This window comes from Paenibacillus odorifer, from assembly GCF_000758725.1.
Taxonomy (GTDB): domain Bacteria; phylum Bacillota; class Bacilli; order Paenibacillales; family Paenibacillaceae; genus Paenibacillus_AQ; species Paenibacillus_AQ odorifer.
Map to the genome: position 1 here is coordinate 2,872,771 of NZ_CP009428.1, position 18,737 is coordinate 2,891,507.

Here is an 18,737-nt window from a genome sequence, read left to right on the forward strand (position 1 = left end):
CTTAGGCTTGTGGAACGGATTCCCAATCCTTCAAGAAACGTTCAATACCGTTATCTGTCAGCGGGTGCTTCCAGAGGGTTGGCAGAAGTGAGCCTGGGATTGTAGCGATGTGAGCACCAGCAATAGCTGCTTGCTCAACATGTGCAATGTTGCGGATACTTGCTGCAATGATCTCGGATTTCAAGTTGTAGTTAGTCAGGATAGTCTTCAGATCCTTGATCAGCTTCATTCCATCAACACCGATATCATCCAGACGACCTACGAAAGGAGAGATATAAGTTGCGCCTGCTTTAGCAGCCATCAACCCTTGAGCCGCGGAGAATACTAGTGTAACGTTAGTTTTGATGCCTTTTTTAGTAAGCTCATAACAAGCTTCCAAGCCATCTTCAGTCATAGGGAGTTTAATTACAACGTTTGGAGCCCATTCAGCAATTTCGTATGCTTCTTTAAGCATTTCTTCTGCTGTAAGTCCGATTACTTCTGCGCTTACAGGTCCTGGAACGATTGCAACGATTTCTTTGATAACATCCTTGAACAATCTTCCTTCTTTAGCGATCAGCGAAGGGTTAGTCGTTACGCCATCCACTAGTCCCAGGCGAGTAATACGTTTGATTTCTTCAATGTTTCCGGTATCCAAGAAAAACTTCATTTTAAATTTCCTCCCTTGATTTCCATATGGATTGACAAGCAACATTCATATTTACATTATGAGACATGCAAATCAAAGTTTCAACTGTTATTTTGAATATTTCAAAATAACTTTATAGAACCAGTATTACCTGTATGCGCTGAATTTCAGATAATATAAGATTGGCTTAGGCCTCCCTCCATGATAATATATAACCGGAATTGTTATTTTGGAGTGGGGGGTGGGGATGGGATGATGTATGCGATATTGCTTATTTTACTTGTGCTTGTGCTGGCAGCAGCGGGATTCCTTGCCTACCAGAACAGCAAGTTGGTGTCTAATCAGAAGAAACTCGGTACTGCATCAAGTGATCCTTCCCTTATGTATTCTATCTTTGACCAATCTAGTGCAGCTGGTGTTGAAGAACCTGAGGCCATTCCGTTATTTCAATACACTGTATTTGCGCGGTCGAATGGAGCGGTTGTTGGGAACAAGCCTGTAGCTATGATTATTCTGTGCAGAGTTGCTGCGGGTAAAGGTGATTACTTACTGGCCGATGTTGAGCGTAATATGCTTGACAAGATTAGTAGGCCAATGCCTTTGAATGCGTATTCTGAGCATAAAGCCTACTTACACAGGACGGCTAATCACACAGAAAAAGAGATGGTTCTCAATCTAGAGGATGCAGTGAATTTACAATATACATAGAGTAGGTTGAAAGATATTGATTTTTTGCTCTGCGCAAAGCATAATACAAATTTGGATATAAAAAAGAATCAAACAGCCGGAAGCAATCGCGTTTTATGTTAAACACAGCTACCGCGGCACATTGATTGGTAAAATAATGGATGCCAGTCAGCACTTAGGCATGATATCTCCCTACGGGTGCATTAAGCACCCATTCCAGCATCATGATCATATCTTCTACTCTAGTGAGCTGAGTTTGTAGGTTATCTTGCTGTGGACTGTCTTCTGTTAATGAAGCTAATCTTGATTCCAGAGATCTGCGCTGCAGTGTCAATTCGTTGATTTTAGATTGAATTTGGTTTTCGGTTCTCATCCGGAATCCTCCTGAACAATAGGTGATTTCAACATCATCATAGATCATTATAACGGATAACATGGGGGTAATAAAATGAGTATCAATGTTAAACAATTAGCCGCGGAAAAAGCAGTGGAATTTGTAAAAGATGGCATGAAGATCGGCCTTGGCACTGGATCTACTGCCTATTGGGCGATCAACAAGCTTGGTGAGCGCGTCAGTGAAGGTCTAAAGATTACCGCTGTAGCAACCTCCCGTGCTTCCGAAGAACAGGCGCGTGAACTTGGGATTCCAATCGTAGCTTTTGGAGATATTGATAGTCTGGACCTGACCATTGACGGAGCGGACGAGCTGGATAGTAGTCTACAGCTTATTAAAGGCGGCGGCGGCGCGCTGCTTCGGGAGAAGATTGTTGCGAGTAACAGTACTCGTATGATCGTTATCGCCGATGAGAGTAAAGTGGTAAATACACTCGGCAAATTCCCGCTGCCTGTAGAAATTGTTCCTTTTGCATGGGAATGGACTGTGGCTGAACTTGCCAAGCTGGGTTGCAATCCTGAATTGCGTCGTAGTGGAGAAGAGCTGTACAAGACAGATAACGGCAATTACATCGCAGACTGCCGGTTCGAAGCGATTGAGTCCGCACCGAAGCTGGCACTGGCCATCCAAAGTATTCCGGGAGTTGTAGAACACGGCCTATTTATCGAAATTGCAGCTATGGCTATTGTGGGTAAAAAAGATGGAAGCATTGAAATTATAGAAGTTAAACCGGGCAATTGATCGTTCGTAGATCTAGAGAATCTAGCAGTTTACGGAAGCTGAGAGCATTGACACGGATAGGGCTGACTCTGTATAGTGCTACTGTTATCTATTGGATGTTCATCGGTTTTGGGCGTGAGATTCATACAGGTGGCCCGCTTCAGTACAATTTGATCCCATTACGTACGGTGTCACTTTATTTCGACATGAATAACGGGTTATCGCTGATCAGCCGGTTTGTGAATCTGCTTGGAAATGTTGTTGTGTTTATTCCATTTGGTATACTAATTCCACTTGCAAAGACACGGCCAATTTCTTGGATAAGAATCTCTTTATATGCTGTTCCTTGCATCCTGCTTTTGGAGTCTCTGCAAATGCTGCTGCATGTGGGAAGCTTTGATATTGATGATTTATTGTTAAACATGTTAGGGATATGGACAGGTTACGGTATGTTTCGAATCGGGTACAGAAGCAACAGAGAAGGAGGAATGTGAACAATGTTGGTAGATCTTAAATCCCTTATTGGTTCGCCTGAGGTGAACGAGCTGTTGACGTATGCGGTCATTGATGACCCCAACGCTTTGGAGCAGACTTCGTCTGAGTACAACGAACAAGCCGGGCTGAAGTTATATGGCTGGGAAGAAGAAGAACTCCTGCTTGGTCTTGTAGGCTTCGAAGAAACCGAAGACGGTTCTTTGGACATTCGGCATATTGCCGTCTTGCCAGAGAATAGAGGGAAAGGTTATGCACGGGGGATGATTCTGGAGCTGCTCGCTACTCGTCAGCCGCGTTATCTGGTAGCTGAGACTGAGGATGAAATCGCCGCAGATTTTTATCGCAGTCTAGGGTTCATGGTGTACAGCTTAGGAGAGAATGAAGCCGGAATTGAAATGTTAAGATGTGTATACGAAGTTGAAGAGACCGAGGATGAGGACTAAAAAGTCTTTGGAGGTCATAAAATGGCAGGTCGAGAGAAATCTCGGCCTGTTTTTTTGTGCATTTCGCCTTTAAATGCCCGAAAAAAAGCCAATTGACTTTTATAAAAGCAGGTATTATAGTTTGACAATGAAACTGTTCGACAGTTGAACTATATTTTGGAGGTAGGAAGCTTTGGATAACGAAGTGCAACATTGGATCAATCGCTACATGGATGCTTATTTGATTGTGACCAGACAAGTAGCAGCAAGAATTAAAGATAGTATTGCTGCGGAGACAACGAATGATCAGTATCAAATTCTTCGGTTGATTAATGCTCAGGAACAATGTACGTCTACATATCTTGCTGAATCTTTTTGCGTGGGTAAAAGCTCCATTACTGCAATCATTAACAGATTGGTGCAAGCGGGTATAATCGAGCGAACTCGTGACGAGAATGATCGCCGCCAGGTGTATTTGTCGATGTCTGAGCATGGAAAAAAAGTTTTTGAAGCAGCGGAGACGCAGGTACATGAAGTGATTTCCCCGTATTTGTTTCATTTTGAAGAGAAGGATATTGAAATGTTCGTCATGATGTTCGAGAAGCTGGCGAATTTAATTCAGAATGATGATGGAGGGAAGAATCCATGAAGACGATTCTAAAAGCAAGATGGGCGGTTATCGCAATCTGGCTCGCTGTGGCCGTAGTTTTGGTCATGACGGCCCCTTCGTTCTCTGATCTTGTACGTGAGAAGGGGCAGGTTACTGTACCTGATGGCTATTCCTCATCTAGAGCGGCAGAGATCTTAAAGGAAGCGGCGAATGACAAGGGCGGAGAGACACTGCATCAGGTAGCTCTTGTATTCAATAATCCAGAGGGAATCGGAGCCGATGAAACAGCTAGTATCCAGCAGGGCGTTGAGAAGTTGGCTGCGAATAAGGAGACGCTGCGGATCGATTCCATCACCGATCCTTTTTCACAAAGTGAACTTAAGGATACGTTGATTGCCAAGGATGGCAAGACGATAATGGTGGCGTTGTCTATAAAGGGCGGAGGAGAGTCTGTCACCGCACTTCCTGATAAAGTGGATGAATTACTCTCAGATGTTAAGGCGGATCATTATTTAACCAGTGAGGGTCTGATTACTGAGGATATGATTGCTAGCTCGGAAGCCGGGCTTAAGAAATCGGAATATATTACGGTAGTATTTATTTTACTTATCCTGTTCGTGGTGTTCCGTTCGTTCGTGGCACCGTTTGTTCCGCTACTGACCGTAGGACTCAGCTATATTGTTTCTCAGTCTGTTGTGGCTTTTTTAGTAGACCGTTATGATTTTCCATTATCTACGTTTACTCAAATCTTTATGGTTGCGGTCATGTTCGGGATTGGTACGGATTATTGTATCCTGTTGATCAGTCGTTTTAAAGAAGAAATGATGACAGCAGAAGATACCAAAAGTGCTATTATTGCAACCTATCGTAAGGCTGGTGGGACGGTGTTCTATTCCGGACTTGCGGTATTCGTAGGTTTTGTAGCGATTGGATTATCCAAATTCATTCTGTATCGCTCGGCGGTAGCCGTTGCCGTGGGGATTGCGGTTATGCTGCTGGCGCTTGTAACCATTGTTCCATTCTTTATGGCGGTACTTGGCAAAAAGCTCTTCTGGCCTTCACGCGGCAAGCTGGAGCACAGTGAGAGCCGTATTTGGGGAGCAGCAGGTTCTTTTTCCTTAAAAAGACCATGGGCCGCGCTGCTAATTGTTGCAGTAATCGTAGCTCCGTTCCTTGTTACCTATAGCGGAAAGCTGTCCTTCAACAGCTTGGAGGAAATTGGCTCAGAATATGCCTCGGTAAAAGGATTTAACATCATTTCGGATAGTTTCGGGCCGGGTGAATCCATGCCTGGCAAGATCGTAATCAAAAATGATGACCGGATGGATACTTCAGAATATCTTGGACTTGCAGAAAAAATCAGCCGCGAGCTGGAAAAAGTGGACAGCGTAAAATCGGTGCGCAGCATGTCTCGTCCAACGGGAGAGCTGATCAGTGATTTTTTAATCCCGAATCAGGTGGGGACTTTATCTGACGGTCTGGATCAGACCAGTGAGGGACTGACCAAGATTCAAACGGGATTGTCTGAAGCAAGTAAACAGCTGAGTGAAAATGCACCTAAGCTTACAGAGGCTGCTCAAGGCAGCGCTAAGCTGACGGAAGGCACAGCAGAGCTGAAAGATGGTATCGTCGCGTTAGGTGATGGGCTGGCACGTATTGAGAACGGAATAAAAACCGGCTCAGCAGGTGCAGGAGAGATCAAAGCAGGACTTCAACAGGCAGCTGCTAGTGCTAAGCAGCTTGCGGATGCCAATACGAAGCTGCTGGAGGGCTATAAAAAAATCGGCAGCGGTTTAACTGCGTTGGATCAAGGGCTTGGGCAGCTTCCGCAGCAGCTGCAAGGTGTGGCAGAAGCATTGAAGGGACTGGATGGTTCTTTTACGGGTCTTGAGAGCAGTTATCCGGAAATTCTGCAGGATGTTAATTACCTGACGATTAAAGGCACCGTAACGCAGAGTGGTACTGGGGCAGCGCAGCTGGCGGCGGGTCTCGGGCAGATCTCAGAGCAGCTTAAAGGAGCAGCAGCAGGCTTAAACGAGGCGAATGCTGGTTATGCCAAAGCTTCGGCAGGGCAAAGCGCACTCGCACAAGGTTTAGCTAAGCTCGTTGCGGGCATCGGTCAGCTGCAATCTGGGCTGGAGCAGGCCGCAACAGGCCAAGGACAGATCGTAGATAAAATTCCATCCATTACTAGTGGCCTAGATCAATTGCAAGGTGGACAGCAGCAGCTTGCGGATGGTTTTGGTCAATTAACAGGGCAGATAGGAGCCTTAACTACTGGATTAAGCGACAGTGCAAACGGCTTGAAACAAATTACCAGTGGGCTGGTTTCCGCACAAGATTATTTGAATCAGATTCAAGCGGCTAAGGATGATGAGCTGAGTGGATTCTTTGTACCGGCTGAGGCTCTTGAAGCTGAAGGTATAGAGCAGGTATTCGATACCTACTTGTCTGATGACCGTAAGGTGATGACGCTGGATGTGGTATTCACTGAGAATCCATATAGTTCAGAAGCTATCGACAGTGTTGATGATATTCAAGCAGCAGTAGATCGTGCAGTGAAAGGAACGAAGCTGGAAAATGCGGAGTCTGCAATCAGCGGGGTTACAAGCAGTCAGAACGATTTGCGTAATATTTCCAACGAAGACTACACACGTACAGTAATCTTAATGCTGGGTGGGATCTTCATCATCTTGGTGTTGCTGCTTCGTTCAATCGTAATGCCGATTTACCTTATTATTTCTCTTTTGATTACTTATTTTTCGGCATTGGGTGTTACAGAGGCTATATTCGTTCACCTTCTGCACTTTGAAGGGATTACCTGGACAACGCCATTCTTCAGCTTTGTTATGCTGATTGCGCTTGGTGTAGATTATAGTATTTTCTTAATGGCCCGCTTTAACGAATATAAAACATGGGATGTTCGAGAAGCGATCCTGCATGCCATGCGCAATATGGGAACAGTCATTCTTTCAGCGGTAGTTATTTTGGGCGGCACCTTCGCATCGATGTATCCTTCAGGCGTATTGTCGATGATGCAGATTGCAACAGTGGTGCTCGTAGGGTTGGCCTTGTATGCGCTAATCTTCTTGCCATTTTTTGTCCCTGTTATGGTACGGATCTTCGGCCGTGGGAACTGGTGGCCATTTGCGGTCAAACAAAGTGAAGAACCCACTAAACAAGATGTAAACATGTAATCACTCTACACAGCAAAAAACCTCTAGTGTTCGCCTAAATAAATAGGCGGCTAGAGATTTTTTGGTTGAAATATAAGTGCAAAGGTTATTTCATCTTGGCAAAAAAGCTACGTAACGCCCAGCCGCGTTCTTGCCGTTTTTTATATTTGGGTAGCGAACGGTAGATGGCGGTGGATTCGTCGAAAGCACGTTTAGCATCCTCGGTTCTGCCCAATGCTTTGTACATGGAGCCGGCTAAATAATAGGCTTCACTAGAGGAAGACTGAATCTCTTGAAATTGAGTAACGTAATGCAACGCTTTATCGTGATCTGTATGGCGAAAGGTTTCCGCTAACCGAAGATATGGCTGACCATATTGGGCCTTTCGGTTGATTTCTAGACCACGAAGCATCTGATCTTCGCCTTCTTCAAAAGCGCCCAGCTTAAGATTCACATGACCCAGCTCTACCCAATATTCGGCAGACTGTTCGTAACGGTCTTCGATCTGTAGCAGAATATCTTTGGCTTCCTTATACTTTTTACGTTCTGACAGATTCCGGGCTAAATCAAATTTAGCAGAAACATCATTTGGATTCAAAGATACCGTTGTGCGCAGCTTGGAGATTTGCCGCACTCGTTTGAAGGGCTTTGTAATACTAGGGAAGATCCCCACGTATCGCCGATCTAAGAAATACAAGATAACAAGCAGGATGAATAAAGCCAGAAAAGGGTTGCCCACTAATCTGAAAAGCATCATAATACCTATAAATTTAAGCATGATTTCCCTCCATGATCATTTGGTTCCGGTATTGCGGTTGAATAAGAGCAGATCTAAGGCAGCGTAATTATATCATAATTCAAACCAATCTGAATCCCGGGATTTAAGATAAAGTACAACTTTTGTCAGCTTTATAGCGTCTTAGTGTAATAGAAATAATAATTACAATAATATCATAAGAAGGGAAAATCAAGATGCACTTATTTGCAAGGAAGCTAAGGCTGCTTAGTTTGTTGGTTTGTTCAACTCTGGTGACTGCATTGTCTGTCCCTCAAGTTATAAGTGCAGCTCCATCACCTGCGAAGTTGAGTGGGATTAAGGAGATTGTTGCTTCGCCAGGTTTCTGGGGTGGAAGCTCCTTCGCAGTGAGAACTGATGGAACTGTTTGGTCATGGGGGAGTAATGTTTTTGGTCAATTTGCTAATGGTGCCGCCGGGCCTGAGGGTTGGACGATTACTCCCCATAAAATAGCTGGGCTTGAACATACGAAACAGCTGGCGATCGGCGAAGCGTACTATGTAGCGCTGAACGAAGACGGCACGGTTAAGGCTTGGGGAGATTATCGGGATAAGAGTGTTGCAGAAGCTGGCAATGGGGCAAGTGCTAAACAACACAAGGTTCTGCTTCCTCAAGGGATCTCTGGAATGACAGATGTGGTTAGTATAACGTCAGGATTGCATAGTGCATTAGCTTTGAGAAACGATGGAAGCCTTCTCCAGTGGAATCCTCCAGAAGCTTCAGATGTGGGCTATACAGAGCTGCCTGCTGCCACTAAGGTACAGGGTTTAAGCGAAGTGAAGTGGATCGGAAGCAGTATTTATCATGCCGCCATTCGAACTAACGGTACCCTGTGGATTTGGAGTGCTATCCCGCAAACAGAGAACACGAACGTGATGAAGAAACCGACCCCAGTTAAGGATTTATACCATGTGAAGTCTGTTTCCATGAGCGATCGCAGTATACTGGCTTTAACCGAGAGCGGGAGCATCTGGGGAACAATTGACAGCAATAATTATAACGAAGTCACGATGAGCAAGATGCCAGGTCTTACGGATATTGTATCTGTCCAGACGAAAAACGGGTTCAACCTTGTTGCCAATAAAAAAGGAGAATACTGGGTATGGAAAGCTGGTACCTCACTACAAGGTCTGCAAAAGATTACAGCCGTAAAATCGATCTCGAAACTTACGCTGGATTTAGGCAACTTTGTAGCTGTTAAAAAAGATGGCACCGTGTGGACTTGGAGTACCCAACCTACAACCGACAACCGTTTGGTTTTTACGCAGCCTAAGTTAATAAAAGGACTAAGTGATCCTGTTTCTTTTGCCAAGGGTGAGAATAGTAAGTATGCAGTCCTGAAGGATGGTACAGCTGTGGCTTGGGGAACGAATATGTTTGGTCAACTCGGAATTAGTGCTGTTGATTCACGTCCTTTTGCTATATCTCCTATTTTAAAGCCTGTTACTGTAATTGTAGATGGTCAAAAAATTGACTCCGTACAGTCCGCTATTTTTAAGGATGGTAGTGTAAAAGTACCGATTAGGGATGTAGCAGAAAGTCTGGGATATACCCTCTCTTTGGAGGGGGAACTGACGTTGACGAAAGCTGGGAAGAAAATTTCATTACCGTCAGCAGAATCCATAAAAGTAAGCTATACTTCGCTAGTTCCAGCAGCAGCTTTGGCTAAAGCTCTAGGTCTTTCTGCGGAGTGGAATAGTACGCTGTACCAATTAACATTACAGACAAAAAGATGACTTTCATTTAACACCTATATTAATATTCTGAGGTACAATAAGTGAATTAATCTCAATTGCACCATAATAACCAGTCTGGAGTGATAGGAATGGCTTTTACAATATGCGTGTTTGCCGGATCGAATCCAGGTCTTAACTCTGAATATACGGAAATGGCTAGGGAATTAGGTTATCATATAGCGGCACAAGGCTGTAGGTTGGTCTATGGAGGTTCGCGGAATGGCCTTATGGGACAGGTTGCGGACGGGGTACTTGCGAATGGCGGCGAAGCTGTAGGAATTATGCCAGTGGATCTTTTTCAAGATGAAATCAGACACTCCGGATTGACGAATTTGATTGAGGTCTCCAGTATGCATGAACGTAAGGCGGTAATGAGCGGTATGGCGGATGCTTTTATTGCTTTGCCGGGAGGTCTTGGAACCTTTGATGAGCTGTTTGAAATTCTGTGCTGGATGCAGATTGGTATTCATCAGAAGCCTATAGGGCTGCTGAATGTTCGAGGTTATTTTAATCCACTGCAAGCCTTGATTTCACATAGTGTGGCTGAAGGTTTTGCACCAAAAACTGCACTCCAAATGCTGCATACGAACTCAGATCCCGAATATTTGCTTGAACTGATGCGCGGTCGGATTGATCATAGTAATGAAACGAATGGGAAAGCAAGGTTCCCGTCACAACGCTAGATTCAAGGTTTCCACTGCTCTAAGGTGCGAATAATTGGTTTAACACACTATTCACAATAAGGACGCAAACACTTCACGGTGTCTACGTCCTTATTTTTTATTTTCTTTTTGTTAAATCATTCAGTAATAGGGGGAAGGTTTATGATTCGAAAATTAGGCTTTGCGGCTGACGACCGTCTGTTAATAATTAATGCCGACGATTTCGGAATAACTAAAGGAACTAATGAAGCTATTGTTAACTTATTTGAAGGAAAAGCTATAACATCTACATCTATTATGATGCCTTGCACAGAATCAAGTGACGCTATGAAGATAATTAATTGGAAAGGAATAAAGAATATTGGAATTCATCTAACGCTAACGAGCGGCGAGAAATATCCGTATCAACCAGTATTCAAAGAAAAAATCTTGAGTAGCTTAATTACGGATGAAGGGTATTTTCATCAAGATGCCACTCTTCTGGAAAGAAACGCTGCTGATGACGAGATTAGAATAGAGTTAGAATCGCAAATCCAAAGTGCAATCGTACAAGACATTGATCCAACTCATCTGGATAGTCATGGGGGGAGTATTATGGGGTTATACACTGGGCGAGATTTTTTAGAAATAATATTTGATTTGTGTGAAAAGTACCGCTTACCCTTTAATTTACCTATTAGGATATTAGAACAACCCTTTTTTAATAATGATCAGTTGAGATTGTTTCAAAAAAGAATTTCTTCAGCAAAAGAAAGGGGGATTTTCTTAATCGATGATATAATTTCTCTTCCTTACTGTTTTTACCCTGCTGCGGAATATAGCAAAATGAAAATGAGATTAACTGAATTGTTAAAGAATTTAAAACCTGGAATAACACAGTTAACTATACATCCATCTAAAATAACAGATCAATTAATAGCAATGACGAAATGTTATACAGAAAGAGAATTGGAATATCTTCTTCTAAATGATATTGAAATTAAGCAATTGATTATCAATGAGGAGATTAAACTTATTTCGTGGAAAGACATACGTGATTTACAAAGATGTATTTAGCATATTGTAAAGAGTGCACTTTTTCATTTTTTAATATGAATCTGATAAAACTGTTTAAATTTTGGCGAAGCTGGGTAAATAAGCCGTAAGTAATTAAGCAGAAATGCAAAATTCAGGAACATCACGGAAGGAGGTTGAAATCCAATGAATGTGATCGTACATAATCTTATGGCTTACAATCATCAGTTTTTTAGACCTCAACCCGTGGTCAATCCCAAGCAAGGGAAAGCAGACAAGAAGAGAATGAGTTTCCAGGAAGTTCTGAATGAGAAAATGAAAGTGTACAGCACCTACAACAAAAATTAAGTATGAAAGCTATAACCTATGTTTGTTAAAGAAAGCCGGAACGCGATGATCTTAGAGATCATTGCATTCCGGCTTTCTTTAGGGTCTGACCTCAAAAAATTCGCAGCTCTTGCGAGAGTAGTAAGTCAGATCACTAACTCTAGATTGAATAACAACATCGAAATCAGTGAAGCGGACAACGGTAGCTCCTGAATTTACTAAATGATCGTCCTGAAATACACGAACAGGTAATTTGCGGTCAACGGCTTCTTGGAAATCGCTGTCGGTTAGCAGCGGGCGATTAATTGGCATGGGGAATAACTCCTTTGATCATGTAATGAAGTAAGAAATAAAAATAGTATACCTGCGGAAGCACAAGAAATCCAATTTAAGATGAAGTACATGTATCCTGTGAGGAACATAATTGGACAAAATTCTATACTCCCTCCTTAGCAGGTATAGGCCTGTACGAAATATTTGTTTGAGCTTTTCCGCGTTTCGTAATTATTTCCACCATAAATCGGAAGTTTACCTCCTCAAAAAAAGAATTTAAACCCTGTACACTAATTCTTGTAAGAGAAACCTTTGAAAGGGGTACAGGGGAATGAATAAAGTAAAACACTTGGCGCTATCGTTAGTCGCTATCATGCTCGTAGGTTCACTGGCAGCATGCGGAGGCAACAACGCCGAGAACAACAACACATCGAACAAAAATACAGGTAACAACGCAGCAAGCACTAGTGAACCCACTAAAGATGAGGGTACAGAACCGGCTGAGAAAATCGAACTTTCTTTCTGGACGCTGGGCAACGTGAACTACGAGGATTTAGCGAAGGAGTACACTAAGGAACATCCAAACATTACGATAAAAGTACAAAATACCGGTGACCAAACCGCTCACCATAATAATTTGACCACTGCTTTGTCGGCCGGATCGGGTGCACCTGATATTTTCCAACTTGAAATCGGTTTCATGGAACGTTTCATCAACGCTCAGGACAAGTTCTATAACCTGAATGATCTGGGTGCCAAAGATATTCAAGCCAACTATCTGGATTGGAAATGGAAACAAGCATCTTCCGTAGATGGCAGCTTCCAGCTGGGTCTTCCAACAGATATCGGCCCAACGGTCGTATATTACCGCACAGATTTGGCTGAAGAGGCTGGACTGCCAAGTGATTCCGAAGGATTCGGCGCTGCTATTGATACTTGGGATAAGTTCGCAGCTGTTGCCAAAGCTTTCAAAGAAAAAACAGGCAAACCATTTGTAGACCTTACGGATCTTACCTTTAATGCTTTGCGTGACCAATCTGCTGATGAAATCTATTTCAGCAAAGCTGATGGCAGCTTTATTGGAAATACCAATCCGCAAGTCAAAAAAGCTTATGATTTCACGGTTAAAGGTATTCAAGAAGGCTGGATCAGCAATGTTATGCTCTGGTCTCCTGAATGGGGTCAAGGTATGAACGACGGTTCATTTGCAGTAGTTATGGGACCAGCTTGGATGGCAGGAAATGTTAAGAGTAATGCTCCAGACTCCTCTGGGAAATGGAAAATTGCTCAGCTCCCTGAAGGTGCTGGTAACTGGGGTGGCTCGTTCCTGACGCTGCCAAAAGAAGGCAAACACTCGAAAGAAGCTTATGACTTTATCGCATGGATGGATAACAAGGAAAACCAACTGGAATCTTTCAAAACCAAAGGACTTATGCCTTCCATTCCTGCCCTGTATGAAGATCCTGCATTCGTAGATTTCAAAGATGATTTCTTCGGTGGACAACAAACCGCTGTAGAATTCGGTAAAGCAGCAAACCGGGTAAAACCTGTATACTACGGTCCGCTTCATGACCAAACCGATACTTTCTTCAAAAACGCATTGAAAAATGTGTTGGAGAAAAAAGCAGATCCGACCAAAGAATGGAACGAAGCAGTAAAACAAGCGAAAACATTGGCTGAACGCAGCTAAGATTTCAAGCTTTTGAAATTCAATTTCTAGAAGGTCCGGATTCATAGAGTGAAACATTCTCTGTGAATTCGGATTTACACGTTAGATTACCTGGAGGTGTGACATGGCACAACCTGTTATTTCAAGTCCGCATGCCGAGAGCAAGCGCCGCTTTTTAACTGAACAAAGAAGGAGCCGCATCACTGCGTACACATTTATTTCGCCCTTTTTTATTCTGTTCTCGATATTTGGACTATATCCGATCTTTTTCACGATCTATCTCTCGTTCTTTAAATGGGATGCCCTGAATCCTATGAAATTTGTAGGGTGGAAAAACTATGATCTGGTCACAAGTGATCCGACTTTCTGGATTTCTTTTAGCAACACCTTAATTATGGGGCTTATGGGTACTGTTCCACAGATATTACTAGCTCTATTGATTGCTGTTTTGCTGAATTCAGCGATGACTCGCTTTAAGAAGACTTTCCGGGTTTTATTTTTTATGCCTAATATTACGTCTATCGTTGCGGTTACGCTCGTGTTCAGTACACTGTTTGGCAACAACGGAATGATCAACTGGATTCTAAACGGCTTGGGATTAGATAGTATGGCCTTCAACTCTGGTTGGTGGGGCGTTAAAATCGCGATTTCTACGATGGTAATGTGGCGCTGGACGGGGTATAATGCCATTATTTTTCTATCAGGATTGCAAAGCATCCCTACGGATCTATATGAAGCGGCTCGTATTGATGGTGCGAACAGAAGACAACAGCTAACCTTTATAACGTTACCGCTATTGAAGCCATTCATTGTATTTGTTACCTTGCTTTCTACTATAGGTGCCTTGCAGCTGTTCACTGAGCCTTATGTATTTTTGGGCCAAGCGGGAACTGGATCTACACGTCAGGAAGGAATCACTATGGTTACTTATTTGTATAGCGAAGCATTCCGCAACGGATTTTTTGGTACGGCAGCAGCTACGGCAGTCTTGCTGTTCCTGGTCACGATTATTTTCTCTGTCCTCAATATGCTGGTCTCAAATCGCATGGGTGGAGATACGGGAGGGGGTAAAGCGTGAGTACGCTGCGTGTATTTAAAAAAGATCCGGATGATCTAGGGATCATCGGCAAGTTAGGATTTTATCTATTGCTGATTGTTGGTGCGCTCGTGTCCATCTTTCCTTTTTACTGGATGTTTGTAGTTGGCACTAATGACAGAGGCGCAGTATTCCATGTGCCACCTTTACTTACGGTTGGAGACCAATTTTTTGAGAATTTCCAGCGGGTACTGGACAAAACAGACTTCTTTCAAGCCTTGGGCAACTCTTTATTTGTCTCATCTATGGTTACAATATCAGTCGTGTTTTTCTGTACACTGGCAGGTTATGCCTTTGCCAAATATGAATTTCCGTTTAAAAATTTTCTGTTCTACTTTGTAATTGCTACATTATTTGTGCCTCAGCAGCTTGGTGTATTACCTACTTACGTAATTATGGCCAAGCTCCACTGGATTGACTCTTTCAAGGCACTTATTGTCCCAGCGATGGTTAATGCCTTCGGGATCTTCTGGATGCGGCAGTATATCACTACAGCTGTACATACGGAATTGATTGAAGCAGGTCGGATCGATGGCGGCGGACATTTCCGGATCTTCTGGAACATCGCTATCCCGGTCATTACTCCAGCTATGGCAACACTAGGTATACTGAATTTTATGACCGTTTGGAATGACTTCTTCTGGCCTTTAGTGGTACTGAAGAATCAAGAGCATTTCACAATTCAAATTGCGCTCCAGCAGCTGTTCTCCAATCGCGATGGTCTAGACTACGGAATGATCATGTCAGCAACATTTACGGCAACCTTGCCACTGCTGATTGTATTCCTGTTATTTAGCCGCTGGGTGATTGCTGGACTTACTTCTGGAGCTATTAAGAGCTGATCTTACTTTTTGATCTTTACAGGGAATAGGCGGTTTTGTGAAGAATACTAGAGGACAGAGACAGCAGGGGGAAGGGGAATATCATGAAACTCCGCCGTAAAATCTTGTTCGCTATTATTCTTCTCGTCTTTATTCCGGTTATTCTGATGGGGATCGTCACTTACGTTAATTTTTCTAATGCAATGGAGAAAAAATCAAGCAACTTCTACTGGATTTCACTGCTTGAAACGGATCGAAAGCTTAAATTCGCGCTTAGTGAAATCACCTCGATCACGAATTCAAAAATTACGCAGCCGGTTGTTCAGCAATCACTGAAGCAGAAGAACTTTGTAATCACTTATGATCGAAAGCAGGAGCTTAGCAGTTATCTTATTGATCATCCGATGATTACTTCATTTAGTTTTTATAGTAAAGATCGTTTAATTTATCAATACAATGCATCGATGTCCTTTGAGGACTTGAAGAGACAAAGCTGGTTTGACGCGATGGAGGGCGCCGAAGGGCGGCCCGTGTGGTCAGGACCGGGAGAAAATGGCTCGGAGATCTCCGGCAATCCGGTACTTGTACAAGCAAGAGTAATCAAAGATTCATATTCTCTCGAAGATATCGGATATCTGGTTGTTAATGTAAAACCTGATTTATTGGATCAGATTTTCTGGGAAGCAGCAACCCTCAAGAAGGGAGATATTTTGCTGGTCAACAAGCTAGGAAATATTGTTTTTAATAAATCCGGTGAACATATTGGACAACGCACAGATTTCCCCTTTTTACAAAATGATTATGCTAAAGAACATGACTATTACATCGACAACTATCAGGGGGAAAAATCACTTATAACCTTCCTACCTTCTCATAATGCAGCCTGGTATTTAGTAGCCATTACACCTATGAATCTAATCTCGTCAGAATCTGTATCCATCCGGAATATTGCGATTATTTTAAGTACTGTTTCGCTGTTGTCCGCCATTTTGTTCGACCGCTATTTCGTACGGAGGCTCGTTCATAGTATTAATAGTGCGGTTAACGGGATGAAGCGGGTGAAGCAGGGGATATTTACACCGATCACTACACCCTATCGTGCTGATGATGAAAGTGATTTGCTGATTGATGGCTTTAATCGGATGAGCACGCAGATCAATGAGCTGCTTGTGCAGGTGGAGACTGAGCAGGGACGTAAGAAGGAAGCAGAAATGCAAGCGCTAATGGCGCAGATTAACCCTCATTTTATTTATAATTCACTTGAATCGATTAATTCGATGGCAGTGCTGCAAGGCAATAAAGATATTAGCAAAATGGTCATCTCACTCGGCAAGCTGCTGCGAATCAGCATCAGTCAGAATCAGGAGCTGATTCCGCTGCATATGGAGTTCGAGCATGTCCGTCATTATTTGGATATCCAGAAGTTTCGTTTTGAAGATAAATTCTCGTATATCATAGATCTTTCGGATGGTCTTAAGACGTTCATGACACAAAAGCTGATCGTTCAGCCGATTGTAGAGAATGCGCTGTATCATGCGATTGAGCAGATGGAGGACCCAGGGATCATTGAGATTACGGCCTATGAAATGGGCACGGATATGATCATTATCGTAAAAGATAACGGCCCCGGCTTTGACCTTGCCAAGATGATGAGTCTTTGGGATAACGAGGGAAGTGCTCAGAAGAAATACAGTGATAGCGGCGTGGGGCTTAAAAATGTGCATGAACGCTTGAATATTCGATTCGGCAGTCCATACGGCATACTAGTGTGTTCTTCCCCCGGCTTTGGTTCAACCATCCGAATCCGAATACCAAAAATACTGCCGTAATCGACCGTGCGGAAAGAAGGGGGAGATTGTTATCAAAAAATGGTTATTGAAATGGGGCTGGATGTGGTTATATCTAGTGCTGATTTCGGGTGCTGTTTTATTTATAACTTTAGGAAAGCAAGAACCCATTGAAGATGATTCACCAGAAAAAATCACATTAACTTTCCGTCATTTCTGGATTAAAGAGCATGATCGGCCACTGTTGACTATTTATGAAGATATCGTGGACAAATATCAATCAGAACATCCAAATGTGAAAGTTAACTTTGAAGGTTTAGATCAGACGTTGCACCGTGATCAAAAGCTGAAGAACGAGATGGTTACTGGCACCCCGCCAGATATGTTTGTTTTGTTCGGTGGAGCGGAAATTGAGCCATATGTGCGCTCTAAGCGCCTGATTGATCTGACTGATTTCGTCAGGGAGAATGCGCTGACCAATCAATTCAAGGATCTGGATCTCTGGACCTTTGACAACCATATTTATGGCTTGCCTATTGAAGGGAATGCTGAACCCTTATATTTTAATAAAACCATATTCGAAAAGCTGGGTTTGAAGCCGCCAGAAACGCTGCAAGAGCTTGATGCTGCCATACTAAAGCTGAAGTCGGCTGGGTATATTCCATTTGCACTTGGCAACGAGGATCGTTGGCCCGCAGGGATTTTTGCACATTATTTAATGGATCGTTATGCCGGCGCCGACTTGATCGAGAAGCTAATTACTGGTGAAGATCAAGCCAGCTTTCAGAATGAGGTCTATTTAAAGGCTTTTCAGCACTTGGAGCAATGGATTAAAGAAGGTGCCTTCAGCACGAAATCAAATGTGTTATCCACAGAAAATGCGGTGGGACTATTTACGAGCGGCAAGGCTGCGATGTATCTAAACGGAAACTGGGATATCAATTTATTTGCCGGCGCAGCAGCTCCTACGGATTTTCAAAATGAGGTAGGTGTTATTCCGTTTCCCACATTGAAGAAGGGGGAACAACCTTCGATAGCCGGCGGTTATACATTTGGCATCGGCCTTTCCTCCGAACTAAGCGGAGCGAAGCGGGAGGCTGCGCTCGATCTCATGAAAGCTTTTTACACCCAGGAGGTTCAGACACGGATTGTATATGAAGGGTTGAGAATTCCGTCCATGCGCATCGCCTTTGATCCTGAGAAGACAGGACCCGTATTCGCGCAAGTCATGAATATGATGGAAGTTAACCGCAAGAGCTTTGTCCCTTATGATAATGTATTGTCACCAGAAGTGAAAAAAACGTTCCTGAGTGTTATAGAACAGATGATTAATGGAGAAATGTCTGCTGAGCAAGCGTTAAAGCAAGTGCAGGCATCCTCCATTCAATATTGGAATTTGATCCAAAGCTCAAGTGTACAATGAT

Annotated in this window: 19 protein-coding genes; 15 read left to right on the forward strand and 4 right to left on the reverse strand. The window is 43.2% G+C overall.

What is annotated here, in order from left to right; translation table 11 throughout:
• Position 1 precedes the first annotated feature (1 nt).
• On the reverse strand, positions 2 to 649 hold the full coding sequence (gene fsa, locus PODO_RS12270) for a fructose-6-phosphate aldolase (RefSeq protein WP_036686257.1): 648 nt from the start codon (positions 647 to 649) through the stop codon (positions 2 to 4).
• A 231-nt stretch (positions 650 to 880) separates the two neighbouring features.
• On the opposite strand from fsa, the gene PODO_RS12275 reads away from it, so the two are divergent.
• Positions 881 to 1,336 (forward strand): hypothetical protein, encoded by a 456-nt coding sequence (locus tag PODO_RS12275; protein WP_038570375.1) that lies wholly within the window; start codon positions 881 to 883, stop codon positions 1,334 to 1,336.
• 154 nt (positions 1,337 to 1,490) lie between these two features.
• On the opposite strand, the gene PODO_RS12280 is transcribed toward PODO_RS12275, so the two are convergent.
• Positions 1,491 to 1,688 (reverse strand): hypothetical protein, encoded by a 198-nt coding sequence (locus PODO_RS12280; RefSeq protein WP_036686261.1) that lies wholly within the window; start codon positions 1,686 to 1,688, stop codon positions 1,491 to 1,493.
• 81 nt (positions 1,689 to 1,769) lie between these two features.
• Between PODO_RS12280 and rpiA the strand changes: the two genes are divergently transcribed.
• The 5 genes from rpiA (at position 1,770) to PODO_RS12305 (ending at position 7,153) form a co-directional block, all read left to right on the forward strand.
• Complete coding sequence (gene rpiA, locus PODO_RS12285) at positions 1,770 to 2,450, forward strand: ribose-5-phosphate isomerase RpiA (RefSeq protein WP_143760539.1); 681 nt, start codon at positions 1,770 to 1,772, stop codon at positions 2,448 to 2,450.
• Positions 2,447 to 2,923, forward strand: coding sequence for a VanZ family protein (locus tag PODO_RS12290; RefSeq protein WP_141118495.1), 477 nt, complete (start codon positions 2,447 to 2,449; stop codon positions 2,921 to 2,923). Before rpiA ends, PODO_RS12290 begins: the two co-directional genes overlap by 4 nt.
• 3 nt (positions 2,924 to 2,926) lie before the next feature.
• On the forward strand, positions 2,927 to 3,367 hold the full coding sequence (locus PODO_RS12295) for a GNAT family N-acetyltransferase (RefSeq protein ID WP_038570379.1): 441 nt from the start codon (positions 2,927 to 2,929) through the stop codon (positions 3,365 to 3,367).
• Between the two features lie 172 nt (positions 3,368 to 3,539).
• Entirely contained in the window at positions 3,540 to 3,995 is a 456-nt protein-coding gene (locus tag PODO_RS12300) for a MarR family winged helix-turn-helix transcriptional regulator (protein ID WP_038570382.1), read from the forward strand.
• Complete coding sequence (locus tag PODO_RS12305) at positions 3,992 to 7,153, forward strand: MMPL family transporter (protein ID WP_038570385.1); 3,162 nt, start codon at positions 3,992 to 3,994, stop codon at positions 7,151 to 7,153. Before PODO_RS12300 ends, PODO_RS12305 begins: the two co-directional genes overlap by 4 nt.
• 85 nt (positions 7,154 to 7,238) lie before the next feature.
• On the opposite strand, the gene PODO_RS12310 is transcribed toward PODO_RS12305, so the two are convergent.
• Positions 7,239 to 7,910, reverse strand: a complete 672-nt coding sequence (locus PODO_RS12310) for a tetratricopeptide repeat protein (RefSeq protein ID WP_038570388.1) — start codon at positions 7,908 to 7,910, stop codon at positions 7,239 to 7,241.
• A 194-nt stretch (positions 7,911 to 8,104) separates the two neighbouring features.
• On the opposite strand from PODO_RS12310, the gene PODO_RS12315 reads away from it, so the two are divergent.
• The 4 genes from PODO_RS12315 to PODO_RS31490 all read left to right on the forward strand — a co-directional run bounded on the left by PODO_RS12315 (position 8,105) and on the right by PODO_RS31490 (position 11,688).
• A complete protein-coding gene (locus PODO_RS12315; protein WP_038570392.1) occupies positions 8,105 to 9,664 on the forward strand; it encodes a hypothetical protein in 1,560 nt (519 codons plus the stop codon).
• A gap of 89 nt (positions 9,665 to 9,753) precedes the next feature.
• Positions 9,754 to 10,347 carry an LOG family protein gene (locus PODO_RS12320; protein ID WP_052096989.1) on the forward strand — a complete coding sequence of 198 codons (594 nt, stop codon included), beginning with the start codon at positions 9,754 to 9,756 and terminating at the stop codon, positions 10,345 to 10,347.
• Between the two features lie 141 nt (positions 10,348 to 10,488).
• Positions 10,489 to 11,382: a polysaccharide deacetylase family protein gene (locus PODO_RS12325; RefSeq protein WP_038570396.1), complete on the forward strand. Its 894-nt coding sequence runs from the start codon at positions 10,489 to 10,491 to the stop codon at positions 11,380 to 11,382.
• A 144-nt stretch (positions 11,383 to 11,526) separates the two neighbouring features.
• Positions 11,527 to 11,688: a hypothetical protein gene (locus tag PODO_RS31490; RefSeq protein WP_169744764.1), complete on the forward strand. Its 162-nt coding sequence runs from the start codon at positions 11,527 to 11,529 to the stop codon at positions 11,686 to 11,688.
• Between the two features lie 78 nt (positions 11,689 to 11,766).
• On the opposite strand, the gene PODO_RS12330 is transcribed toward PODO_RS31490, so the two are convergent.
• Positions 11,767 to 11,979 carry a hypothetical protein gene (locus PODO_RS12330; RefSeq protein ID WP_036686275.1) on the reverse strand — a complete coding sequence of 71 codons (213 nt, stop codon included), beginning with the start codon at positions 11,977 to 11,979 and terminating at the stop codon, positions 11,767 to 11,769.
• A gap of 292 nt (positions 11,980 to 12,271) precedes the next feature.
• Here PODO_RS12330 and PODO_RS12335 point away from each other — a divergent pair, with 292 nt between their 5' ends.
• The 5 genes from PODO_RS12335 (at position 12,272) to PODO_RS12355 (ending at position 18,736) form a co-directional block, all read left to right on the forward strand.
• Positions 12,272 to 13,630, forward strand: coding sequence for an ABC transporter substrate-binding protein (locus PODO_RS12335; RefSeq protein ID WP_038570400.1), 1,359 nt, complete (start codon positions 12,272 to 12,274; stop codon positions 13,628 to 13,630).
• A gap of 103 nt (positions 13,631 to 13,733) precedes the next feature.
• Positions 13,734 to 14,687, forward strand: coding sequence for a carbohydrate ABC transporter permease (locus PODO_RS12340; protein WP_036686279.1), 954 nt, complete (start codon positions 13,734 to 13,736; stop codon positions 14,685 to 14,687).
• Entirely contained in the window at positions 14,684 to 15,547 is an 864-nt protein-coding gene (locus PODO_RS12345) for a carbohydrate ABC transporter permease (protein WP_038570403.1), read from the forward strand. Before PODO_RS12340 ends, PODO_RS12345 begins: the two co-directional genes overlap by 4 nt.
• A gap of 83 nt (positions 15,548 to 15,630) precedes the next feature.
• Positions 15,631 to 17,355 carry a cache domain-containing sensor histidine kinase gene (locus PODO_RS12350; protein WP_036686283.1) on the forward strand — a complete coding sequence of 575 codons (1,725 nt, stop codon included), beginning with the start codon at positions 15,631 to 15,633 and terminating at the stop codon, positions 17,353 to 17,355.
• Positions 17,356 to 17,416: 61 nt separating this feature from the next.
• Entirely contained in the window at positions 17,417 to 18,736 is a 1,320-nt protein-coding gene (locus PODO_RS12355; RefSeq protein ID WP_038574400.1) for an ABC transporter substrate-binding protein, read from the forward strand.
• Position 18,737: the final 1 nt, after the last annotated feature.

Bases quoted from the DNA above. Each gene is read 5' to 3' on its own strand.
- PODO_RS12310 (WP_038570388.1), bottom strand. From the start codon at position 7,910: ATGCTTAAATTTATAGGTATTATGATGCTTTTCAGATTAGTGGGCAAC.
- PODO_RS12340 (WP_036686279.1), top strand. From the start codon at position 13,734: ATGGCACAACCTGTTATTTCAAGTCCGCATGCCGAGAGCAAGCGCCGC.
- PODO_RS12330 (WP_036686275.1), bottom strand. From the start codon at position 11,979: ATGCCAATTAATCGCCCGCTGCTAACCGACAGCGATTTCCAAGAAGCC.
- PODO_RS12355 (WP_038574400.1), top strand. From the start codon at position 17,417: ATGTGGTTATATCTAGTGCTGATTTCGGGTGCTGTTTTATTTATAACT.
- PODO_RS12315 (WP_038570392.1), top strand. From the start codon at position 8,105: ATGCACTTATTTGCAAGGAAGCTAAGGCTGCTTAGTTTGTTGGTTTGT.
- fsa (WP_036686257.1), bottom strand. From the start codon at position 649: ATGAAGTTTTTCTTGGATACCGGAAACATTGAAGAAATCAAACGTATT.
- PODO_RS12335 (WP_038570400.1), top strand. From the start codon at position 12,272: ATGAATAAAGTAAAACACTTGGCGCTATCGTTAGTCGCTATCATGCTC.
- PODO_RS12295 (WP_038570379.1), top strand. From the start codon at position 2,927: ATGTTGGTAGATCTTAAATCCCTTATTGGTTCGCCTGAGGTGAACGAG.
- PODO_RS12325 (WP_038570396.1), top strand. From the start codon at position 10,489: ATGATTCGAAAATTAGGCTTTGCGGCTGACGACCGTCTGTTAATAATT.
- PODO_RS12280 (WP_036686261.1), bottom strand. From the start codon at position 1,688: ATGAGAACCGAAAACCAAATTCAATCTAAAATCAACGAATTGACACTG.
- PODO_RS31490 (WP_169744764.1), top strand. From the start codon at position 11,527: ATGAATGTGATCGTACATAATCTTATGGCTTACAATCATCAGTTTTTT.
- PODO_RS12305 (WP_038570385.1), top strand. From the start codon at position 3,992: ATGAAGACGATTCTAAAAGCAAGATGGGCGGTTATCGCAATCTGGCTC.
- PODO_RS12275 (WP_038570375.1), top strand. From the start codon at position 881: ATGATGTATGCGATATTGCTTATTTTACTTGTGCTTGTGCTGGCAGCA.
- PODO_RS12320 (WP_052096989.1), top strand. From the start codon at position 9,754: ATGGCTTTTACAATATGCGTGTTTGCCGGATCGAATCCAGGTCTTAAC.
- PODO_RS12350 (WP_036686283.1), top strand. From the start codon at position 15,631: ATGAAACTCCGCCGTAAAATCTTGTTCGCTATTATTCTTCTCGTCTTT.